Below are 9,124 nucleotides of genomic sequence, written 5' to 3'. Positions count from 1 at the left end.
CATCCACCTCAATAATCAGCAGCTTGCCTTCCGTATATCCGGAGATCCATTTTTCGTACTTTTGGTTGAGCTTGGAAAGGTACTCGATGCTGATGGAGGCTTCATATTCACGGCCTCTCTTATAAATTTTCTTTACGAGATTGGGAACATCGGATTTCAGATAGATCAGGAGGTCCGGTGCGGAGACGAAAGATTTCATGAGGCTGAATACCGCATTGTAATTGTTAAAATCCCGGTTGGACAGCAGATTCATATCATTTAAATTTTCTGCAAAAATATGGGCGTCTTCATAGATCGTACGGTCCTGGATGATGTTTTTCCCGCTCTCACGGATTTCCTTTACCTGGCGGAAGCGGCTTCCCAGAAAATAGATCTGCAGTGCAAAGCTCCACTTGCTCATGTCTGCATAAAAATCTTCAAGGTACGGATTGTGGTCCACATCTTCAAACTGGGCATCCCAGCCGTAATGTTTTGCCAGCATGGTGGTGAGTGTTGTTTTTCCTGCTCCGATGTTTCCTGTAACTGCAATGTGCATAGTTCTTCCTTAATGTATTTAAAATATATTGAAATTGTTGTGTACTGATGATCTCAGATCCCTGTGGACTCAACGTCAGCGGCTTCCTCCATCAGCTTTCTGAGCGAGCTTTCGGCGGGATTCCTGTTCTCAATCTCGTCTGTCTTTTTCTCCAGCTTGGCTTCCGGGCTGTCGGGCTCCGCAGGCTTTTCGGCAGAAGGCTCCACCTCCCTTTCCGTATCTTTCCTTTTCGGGTCCGGCTCTGTTACCACCTGCTTTTCCGTGGCTTTTTCAAGACTGTAAAGATAAAGTTTGTTGCCTTTTATTTCAAAGAGGGAAAGCGTATTTTTATCCACAATCTGGGAAGCCGGATCCTGAAATACGGGTTCGGTCCCTTTTTCAGGAAGGTATGCTACAATAGCACGATCGGTAATGATCATGATCAGCTCATTTTCCCTTCGGAAACGTTTTCCGTTTTCCACGGGGCCTTCAAAAAGCTTCTCGAACTTAAAGGTAAATACCCTCAGATGCTTCCGGGTGAGGATGTAGACTTTATTTTCATACACCAACAGGTCCATCAGCTCATCAAAACTGGCATCAAAAGGATAGGAATTGATGATGGTCTCATTCCTGAAATTGTACTGGATAAGGCGCTTCGTACTGTCATCCAGCAGCCAGAGCTGCTGCAGGTCTTCAGCGTAAGCCATTTTAATAAACCCGAACTTCTGCCTGAAATCCACCCGCTGGATCTCGTTCATGTTCTGGTCTACAAATTTCATCTCCTGGGCATTTTCAGAAAAAAGGGGCACGCTCAACGGATTCTGAACGGTCTGCACTTTATACGGAACGGTAAGCATCATCTTGCCGATCTGTTTTCCCAGCGAATCGTATTTGGTAAAACTGAAATCCTTATTCTTGTAGATATACAGATTTCCGTAGTCATCAGCGAGCATATCTTTAGCTTCCTTCAGTTTCAGTGTGTCCAAAGGAAGGATTCTCTGCGCAGGAAGCGTACAGAAAACCAGTACGAATAGTATATAAAATAGTTTCAATTTCTTTATCTGTGGGAATAGGGAAAAATTTCTGCCAATCTACCCATTTTACCGGAACCGGCACCAATCATGATCCCGTTTGTATTACTGGATGGCCACTTCATAAATTTTCGGCCAGTTTTTACCGGTCACCAGCATATTCCCTTCTTTAAATGCAATCCCGTTTAAAACGTGCTCACTGTTGTTTTTCGTATTTTCTTCCGTAATTTTTGTGAAATCAAGCTTACCCACCACTTCTCCTGTGGCAGGATTGATCTTCAGGATGTAAGGCTCATGCCATACATTCGCATAGATAAACCCGTTGTGGTATTCAAGTTCGTTGATCTGGTTATAGAGCGTTGTATGGCCGCCAACCGGAACCGTTTTCACGACTTTGGAAGGGTTGGCAGGATCCAGGAAATACAGGTCATTGGAACCGGAATCTGCAATCAGGTGCTTACCGTCATAAGTAAGGCCCCAGCCTTCCCCGAATTCGTTCGGCAATGGAAATTCCGAGATTTTCCTAAGGGTACTCTTATCGTAGACAAATCCTGTCTTGTCCCTGTACGTGAGCTGGTAAATTTTATCCCCGGCAATGGCGCAGCCTTCGGAAAAGATCTTGGCCGGCTGTTTTTCAACGATGGAAGGAGCCGTACTGCCTAAGGTATATTTGATCAGTTGGGACGCCCCTTCCAACCCGTCACTCTCATAGATCGTATTGCCTTCTGCCACAAAACCTTCTACGAAATCTTCAGGATTGTGAGGATATTCCGCAACGATTTTATACGTGATCTCCTGCTCCGGAACTTTAGAGAATACATTGATGGTGGCATCCTGATTCAGGGTTTCGCCGCCTTTGGTTTTGATGTTGAAGGTCACCTCATTATCCCCGAACTCAAAAAACTCAGGATCAATGATAAGATCGGAGGTTTCCTTATCGCCGAAGCTGATGGAAATCTGTTCTGCATTTTCCGTTATTTCTGCCGGAAGCTGCAGCCTGTCGCCGAAATGATAGCCTTTTTCTTCCATGGAATGGTTGTAATCAGCCAATGCGTTCATCATGGACTTGTCATTTTTACAGGAAACCGTCAGGAGCATCAGTGCAACCCCGGCAATCAGTTGTTTCTTCACGGAACTGGATGGTTTTAATGTTTTGTTGATAGGATACATCTTATTGGATGGCCACTTCATAGATTTTCGGCCAGTTTTTACCGGTCACCAGCATATTCCCGCCTTTAAATGCAATTCCGTTCAGCACATCATCGCTTCCCTTGGTATTCTGTCTTGCAATTTCGGTAAAATCGAAAGTCCCGACTACTTCCCCGTTGGCAGGGTTGATTTTCAGGATTACCGGCTTCTGCCATACGTTGGCATAGATAAACCCGTCATGGTATTCCAGTTCGTTCAGCTGGTCGTAGATCTGGGAGCTTCCGGCAACGGCAATATATTTCACGAGTTTGGAAGGATCCTCGGGATTCAGGAAATACAGGAGCTTGCTGCCGTCCGAGGCAATCAGGTTTTTACCGTCGTAGGTAAGTCCCCAGCCTTCACCCAATACATTGGGATAGGCGAATTCTGACAACAGCTTCAGTGAATTTTTATCGTAAATATATCCTTTTTTGCTCTGCCATGTTAATTGGTATACTTTATCCCCTACAATGGTGCTTCCTTCGGAAAAATCCTGCTGGCCCTGTTTGGTGGAGGCCAGAGGCGTGGTGGTTCCCAGTGTATATTTCAGGATCTGCGAAGAACCGTTCTGCCCGTCGCTTTCATAGACCGTATTGCCTTCCACCTGGAATCCCTGAACGAAATTTTTGGGATCGTGGGGATAGTCTCCTACGATCTCATAACTGATTTTCTTTTCAGGATTTTTTGCGAATACATTGATGGTGGCATCCTGGGTAAGGGTTTCACCGCCTTTTGTTTTAATGTTGAAGGTCACCGCATTGTCGCCCAGGGTAAAAAATTTTGGATCTACGGTTAAATCGGAGGTTTCCTTATCCCCGAAACTGATGGAAACGCTTTCTGCATCATCCGTCACTTCTTTGGGAAGGGCCAGCTTATCGCCGAAATGATACCCTTTCTGCTGCATCGAATTGTTGTAGTCGGCCAGGGCATCGAGGATTTTCTTATCGTCTTTACATGCAACCAGTAAGAGGATCGCCGCAAAGCCTGCTATGATATTTTTTTTCATTGAATTTCTAAAATAAATTTCTCCAAAATTAGCAAAATTTATCCCTCCAAGCTAATTTCATCGGCATGTTGGCAAAATTGTAACCGGCAGCCCGGCTGATCCCGGATGGCGACACCACCGGTCCTGATCCGGAATCCCGGTCAGCAGGAGGATGAGAGCTAATCGTTGCTGACAAAAATGTTGACCAACCGGCAAGCCCACAACGATTTTTATACGGGTTGGATTTATCCGTGTGAAAAGCCGGTAATTTTAGCTTCATCAAAATCCAGCTGCATCTCGATGGTTCTCATCACATGGTCATCGAAAATTTTTTCCCGTTTCATCCGGTGCAGTTCATTGCGCTGTGCCTGGATCAGCTGGCGCATCACCTCTTTGCTCTCATTTACAGCAGTTGCATAATCTCCTGCCGACGCCAGGCATTGCGACTTGTCTGCCATCATGGCCATTTCATTTTCCAGCCGGTGTTTCTGGTGCAGCACCAGGCTGTTTGTTTCTGCCAGTCCGGAGAAATCGCTTTCCAGTTTATGAAAGGCCGTTGCTTTCAGCTTTTTCATCAGGATGACTTCCTGCTTTTCTTCAGGCAGTTCGCTCCCGGCATCTTTTATCTTCAGCAGTTTCAGAACAGGTGCCAGCAGTAAGCCCTGTCCTACCAGGGTAATCAGTATGATCACGAAAGTAACGAACAGGATGATATTCCGGTGCGGGAATGCTTCGCCATTCGGCAGAAATGCCGGGATCGAAAGGGCAGCCGCTAGGGAAACCACGCCCCGCATCGCAGCGAAACTGATGATGAACGGTTCCCGCCAGTCCGGCTTCGGGTCTCTCAGACAGACTTCTTTTGAAAGAAGCCTCGGAAAGTACATCAGGGCATAACTGTAAAGGATTCTGGTACCGATGATGGCCCCGCCGATGACGATGCTGTACATAATTCCTTCGGAGATGGTATAGTCTTTCATGGCAGCTACCACCACAGGCAGCTCCAGCCCGATCAGGATAAAAATTATGGTATTCATCAGAAAGATGAGCACACTCCACACATTCCCCGACTGGATGCGGGAAGTATGGCTGAGGTAACAGTGTGAATTATATGACATCACAAGGCCTCCTGCCACCACGGCCAGTACTCCGGAAAAATGGAAGTGTTCCGCCCCGATGTACATCACATAAGGGACAATCAGGGTAATGATGGTATCGATATTGGAATTGGAAGGAATCATTTTCAGCAAAACCCCGAAAAGCAGCCCTGCGCCCACACCTACACCAATCCCTCCGATGGCCATGGTGAAAAAGTCTTTTACCGCTTCCCCGAAGATAAACTGACCGGATATAACGGCTGCCAGGGCAAATTTAAAAACAATTAAACTCGAGGCATCATTGATCAGGCTTTCCCCTTCAAGGATCGTAGTGATTTTCTTAGGAATCTTTACATGCTTCAGGACGGAAGTAGCCGCTACGGCATCCGGCGGGGAATTTACCCCACCCAACAGAAAGCCCATCGCTACCGTAAGTCCCGGAATAAGGGATGAGGAAAGATAAGCCACCACAACGGAGGTGAGGAAAACCAATCCGAAAGCCATGGAAAAAATCTGCTTCCTCCATTTGTGGAAATCCTGCCAGGAAGTAAACCACGCAGCTTCAAACAGGATCGGCGGAAGAAAAATCAGGAAAACAAGATCCGGCTCTATTTCAATGGGCGGCATCCCAGGAACCAGGCTGATCAGGAGCCCGGCTATCACCAGGAATATCGGATAAGCCACCTTGAGCTTCTGCCCGATCATTACGAGAATCATTACGGAAAGAAGTACCGCAATCGATATAATAACATAGCTGTGAATCATGATTAATTTTTTTTTAAAAGTACTGAACTCTTTTTAATCGTTACTCATTTTCTTCATGGTTTTGTGTTTGGGTGGAAATGATCAGTTGGAAGGCTTTTTTCTGATCCCTGAACTGTCCCTCAAAAATTATTCGAATTTCCGACACTTCTCCGGCGGCGGGAATGGTTATTTCTTAGAAAAGCACTCTGTATAGCGGCTTTTAGCTCCATCAACCCGAAATCGATGCTATTTAATTGATTTTTAATGGCTTAAATCACAACCAAATCCTCTAAACCCTGCAATGACGAAATCTGTAAATGCACGCTGCTGCCAGAACAAACCTGCGGTATTCCGATACGTTCAGTTGATGTTTCAAATAGGTTTCGCCTCTTCAGCTTAGGGATATCACGGGTTTGCATACCCGGTTTCACCCGGGGCTGTGATTGTGCTGCCCCTTAAGGACAGGTCAATTACCCAGCTTTCTACCGTTTAATAAGTCAGCATTTTATTGATCAGTACCAACGGTTTACTGCCTACTTTTGATCGTAACATTGACAAAAGAAATTTCCTACCTCCGGTTTCTTTTTTCAGGCGCACTGCTTAATCTTTTGTAAACGGGATGTTGTTATAAAAGCCGATCTGGATCTGGCCGCGGTTTTTGTTTTCCTGGATCTGGTTCATATAGCCCGCCTCGATTTTCAGGTTCTTACTGATCACATATCCTAATGCGCCATAGACACGGTTCCTGTCGAAAACCGGACTGTCGCCGTGCAGGAAGACTTCATTGTATACCGATGCATACCAGGTTTTGGGGAGCATTTCCTTATTAGTGATCGGGATATTGATTCCTAAATAATACCGGAACCTCATCCTGAAATCGTCTTCCAGGAAACGTTCTTCCAGCCTGAAGCGGTGTTGGAGATTGAATCTGCCGAATTTCTGCTTGGTGATGTACTGCTGGAAAATCCGGTGTTCGGTATTCTCCGTTTTCTTCCCGTCTTCGTAAGGGCGGCTCAGGACAAAGCCATAACCCAACAAAATGTTATTGTTGTCCTCCGTCAGGTCATAGCCGATCCCGGTGCGTACAAACAGTTGTTCCACATCACCTGCTCCGTCGAAACTCCGGTACTGGATTTCATTATGGAAGTTCAGTTTTTTGCTGATTTTATTATTTCCGAAGTACATATACCATGCTCCGAGATCGCTTTTCTGTGCCTGTATCAGGGTTGCTGCCACAGTCAGTATACCCAAAACCGCCTTTTTAGCTGTATTTTTCATTATTTATTATCAATATCTATCGTGTTTAACAAATTTAATAATTTAAATCAATAATAACAACTGACGGACTCTTGCGAACCGGCTGAAAATCAAAACTGACGAATACAATTTCGTCAGTTCCGGTAGTTGTTTTTAAAATGATTTTATATCAGGGATGCTGCTGCATTTTTGAAGGATCGTCATAATTGACCATCCAGTTGATCCCGAACTGGTCGGTAAACATCCCGAAATACGCACCCCAGAAGGTGTCTGACAGCGGCATGGTGATTTGTCCGCCTGCTGAAAGTCCGGTGAAAAGATGTTCTGCTTCCTGCCTGGACTCCGCATTGATAGAAACGGAAAAATTATTCCCCATGATCAGGTGAGGGGCCTGCTCATATCCTGCATCACTTCCCATCAGGAGGGTTTCTGCAGATATCGGGAGCGTCACATGCATGATTTTGTTCTTATCTTCCTCTTTCATTTCCTGTCCTTCCGCCGGAGGCATTTCACCGAAAGTTCCGATGTAGGGATACTCGCCGCCGAAAACCGATTTGTAGAAATCAAAAGCTTCCCTGCAGTTTCCGTTGAAGGTAAGGTACACATTTACTGTTGCCATGGTATGATTGTATTAATGTTTATTTTATGAGGGTATTATCTGTGCTGGTCGATCAGGATCATGTTCCCGTCCGGATCTTTCAGATAGATATGTTCAGGGCCGGAAGTGGTTTCATCTGCTTCTTTCTGAAGTTCGATACCGTTTTCCTTAAGATGTTTCTGAATGACCCTTACGTCATCAAAAGATTCAAGCGTATTGGCATTCTGGTCCCAGCCGGGATTGAAGGTCAGCATATTCCCATCGAACATGGCCTGGAAAAGCCCGATGATATGATCCCCGTTCTTCATGATGAGGTAATTCTGCTCCATAGCTCCGCCTATCTCTGTAAATCCTAATTTTTCATAGAAATCTTTCGACTTCTGAAGGTCTTTTACACTGAGACTGATTGAAAATGCGCCTAGTTTCATAGAAGGTTAGTTTTTAAAGGGTTAGTATTGCTAATTTCAGGTTACCGGTTCTGAAGATGGGTTTTAAAATTCATGATCCCGTCATAGCTTTTCCAGCTGCCGTCCAGCACGATTTCCTGGGATCCTATTTTCTCCGTTTCCCTGTCCCACCGCAAAGTGTAGACGAATTTTCCTTTCAGCGTGCCGGAATGGCGGCCCTTGTTTTCCTCTGCCAGATCATAGGTTCCGTATACGACTCCCTTTTTCCCTGAATCCTTGTATTGGGTAATGATAAATTTCCCTTCAAATTTAGCGTAGGTTTTATCCACCACTGTATACCCGGAAACAAAATATTCCTGGTCGTTCTTCCGGTTTTGTTCGGAAATCTCAATCTTCAGTTTCATTTCCTGGTCCTTGGTGCCGATTGTACCGGTGTACGCTTTGCTGTTATTCAGCCAGACGTTGGAAATGTCCGGCATCTGGGCGAATGTAAGGACTGAAAAGAGGACAAGAAATAATAAAAGTTTTTTCATAATCGATTGCTGTTTATTTAAATACCACTTTGGAAATATCGGCAGGATTGTAATTTGCCCACCAGACCTCAGCTTCTGCTGTTCCAGCCCCGTTTTTCCGTTTTCCCCTGAAGGTAAGTGTGGAGAATCTCTCTGCGAGCTGAATATTTTTGTTTACCTGAATCCTGAATTTTCCTTTAAGCATCTCTGAACCCGTCGCGCTTTTACCTCCGGCAAAGAAAAAATCCCCGAATACCAGCATCTGGTCAGGATCGCCCTTTACATCATATTTTTCAGTAAAAACCATTTCCCCAAGGAATTCAGAGGTACTTCCTTCAGCTCCGTACTGCCCTGCAACAAAATAAGAAGCCTGTTTCTCAGGATTTCTAACCACATAATTAAAAGAAAGTCGGAAAGGAATATCCTTCCTGATGAATCCTTCAAAGTTCATTTTTTTATTCAGGACCACTTCGCTGAAGTTTTCGCTTTTCAGCGGGAATTCCTTCACCTGCCCGAAGGAAAGCGAAAAAGATAGGGGCAGGAGGAGAAGGAGCCATTTCTTTTTCATCTATACCCCGAATTGTGAAAGGTGATGGTTGAGGTGCTTGGCAAACATATTACTCCATTCACCGGCGGTAAGCTTCCCGAAAGAAAAAGATTCCTTCCCGTCAAATGCGGAAGCCCCCAGCTGCTGGGTCTTCTGGATGAAGCCGATGAGCCGTTTTTTTTCTTCCGCAAAATCCTTTCTCTCCGCAATAACGAACTGCGGAGCAGTAGGCCCGTTTTGGGTATAG

11 protein-coding genes are annotated in these 9,124 nt (G+C 45.2%); all 11 read right to left on the bottom strand.

Going from position 1 to position 9,124, the window contains the following annotated elements; genetic code table 11:
- Positions 1-535 (bottom strand): deoxynucleoside kinase (locus QZ735_RS16045; protein ID WP_294250449.1); only part of this gene is annotated, 535 nt, incomplete at its 3' end.
- Positions 536-588: 53 nt separating this feature from the next.
- Positions 589-1,566: a hypothetical protein gene (locus QZ735_RS16040; RefSeq protein WP_294250446.1), complete on the bottom strand. Its 978-nt coding sequence runs from the start codon at positions 1,564-1,566 to the stop codon at positions 589-591.
- 84 nt (positions 1,567-1,650) lie between these two features.
- Positions 1,651-2,676, bottom strand: a complete 1,026-nt coding sequence (locus QZ735_RS16035; protein ID WP_294250442.1) for a glutaminyl-peptide cyclotransferase — start codon at positions 2,674-2,676, stop codon at positions 1,651-1,653.
- A 40-nt stretch (positions 2,677-2,716) separates the two neighbouring features.
- Positions 2,717-3,739 (bottom strand): glutaminyl-peptide cyclotransferase, encoded by a 1,023-nt coding sequence (locus QZ735_RS16030; protein WP_294250439.1) that lies wholly within the window; start codon positions 3,737-3,739, stop codon positions 2,717-2,719.
- Between the two features lie 224 nt (positions 3,740-3,963).
- Positions 3,964-5,577, bottom strand: a complete 1,614-nt coding sequence (locus tag QZ735_RS16025) for a Na+/H+ antiporter (RefSeq protein WP_294250437.1) — start codon at positions 5,575-5,577, stop codon at positions 3,964-3,966.
- 579 nt (positions 5,578-6,156) lie between these two features.
- Positions 6,157-6,834: a DUF2490 domain-containing protein gene (locus QZ735_RS16020; protein ID WP_294250435.1), complete on the bottom strand. Its 678-nt coding sequence runs from the start codon at positions 6,832-6,834 to the stop codon at positions 6,157-6,159.
- 148 nt (positions 6,835-6,982) lie between these two features.
- Positions 6,983-7,432: a VOC family protein gene (locus QZ735_RS16015; protein WP_294250434.1), complete on the bottom strand. Its 450-nt coding sequence runs from the start codon at positions 7,430-7,432 to the stop codon at positions 6,983-6,985.
- 35 nt (positions 7,433-7,467) lie between these two features.
- The gene (locus tag QZ735_RS16010) at positions 7,468-7,839 is read right to left on the bottom strand and encodes a VOC family protein (protein ID WP_294250433.1); all 372 of its coding nucleotides are present in this window, start codon (positions 7,837-7,839) and stop codon (positions 7,468-7,470) included.
- Between the two features lie 41 nt (positions 7,840-7,880).
- The gene (locus tag QZ735_RS16005) at positions 7,881-8,351 is read right to left on the bottom strand and encodes a hypothetical protein (RefSeq protein ID WP_294250431.1); all 471 of its coding nucleotides are present in this window, start codon (positions 8,349-8,351) and stop codon (positions 7,881-7,883) included.
- Positions 8,352-8,364: 13 nt separating this feature from the next.
- On the bottom strand, positions 8,365-8,898 hold the full coding sequence (locus QZ735_RS16000) for a hypothetical protein (RefSeq protein ID WP_294250429.1): 534 nt from the start codon (positions 8,896-8,898) through the stop codon (positions 8,365-8,367).
- The coding region (locus QZ735_RS15995) for a DUF1569 domain-containing protein (RefSeq protein WP_294250427.1) at positions 8,899-9,124 on the bottom strand (226 nt) is incomplete at its 5' end. It lies immediately after the preceding gene.

The organism is uncultured Chryseobacterium sp. (assembly GCF_913776365.1).
Taxonomy (GTDB): Bacteria; Bacteroidota; Bacteroidia; order Flavobacteriales; family Weeksellaceae; genus Chryseobacterium.
This window is presented reverse-complemented; position numbering and strand designations above follow the sequence as displayed.

Coding starts and splice junctions, on each gene's coding strand:
- QZ735_RS16030 (WP_294250439.1), bottom strand. CDS start 3,739: ATGAAAAAAAATATCATAGCAGGCTTTGCGGCGATCCTCTTACTGGTT.
- QZ735_RS16025 (WP_294250437.1), bottom strand. CDS start 5,577: ATGATTCACAGCTATGTTATTATATCGATTGCGGTACTTCTTTCCGTA.
- QZ735_RS16020 (WP_294250435.1), bottom strand. CDS start 6,834: ATGAAAAATACAGCTAAAAAGGCGGTTTTGGGTATACTGACTGTGGCA.
- QZ735_RS16015 (WP_294250434.1), bottom strand. CDS start 7,432: ATGGCAACAGTAAATGTGTACCTTACCTTCAACGGAAACTGCAGGGAA.
- QZ735_RS16010 (WP_294250433.1), bottom strand. CDS start 7,839: ATGAAACTAGGCGCATTTTCAATCAGTCTCAGTGTAAAAGACCTTCAG.
- QZ735_RS16005 (WP_294250431.1), bottom strand. CDS start 8,351: ATGAAAAAACTTTTATTATTTCTTGTCCTCTTTTCAGTCCTTACATTC.
- QZ735_RS16000 (WP_294250429.1), bottom strand. CDS start 8,898: ATGAAAAAGAAATGGCTCCTTCTCCTCCTGCCCCTATCTTTTTCGCTT.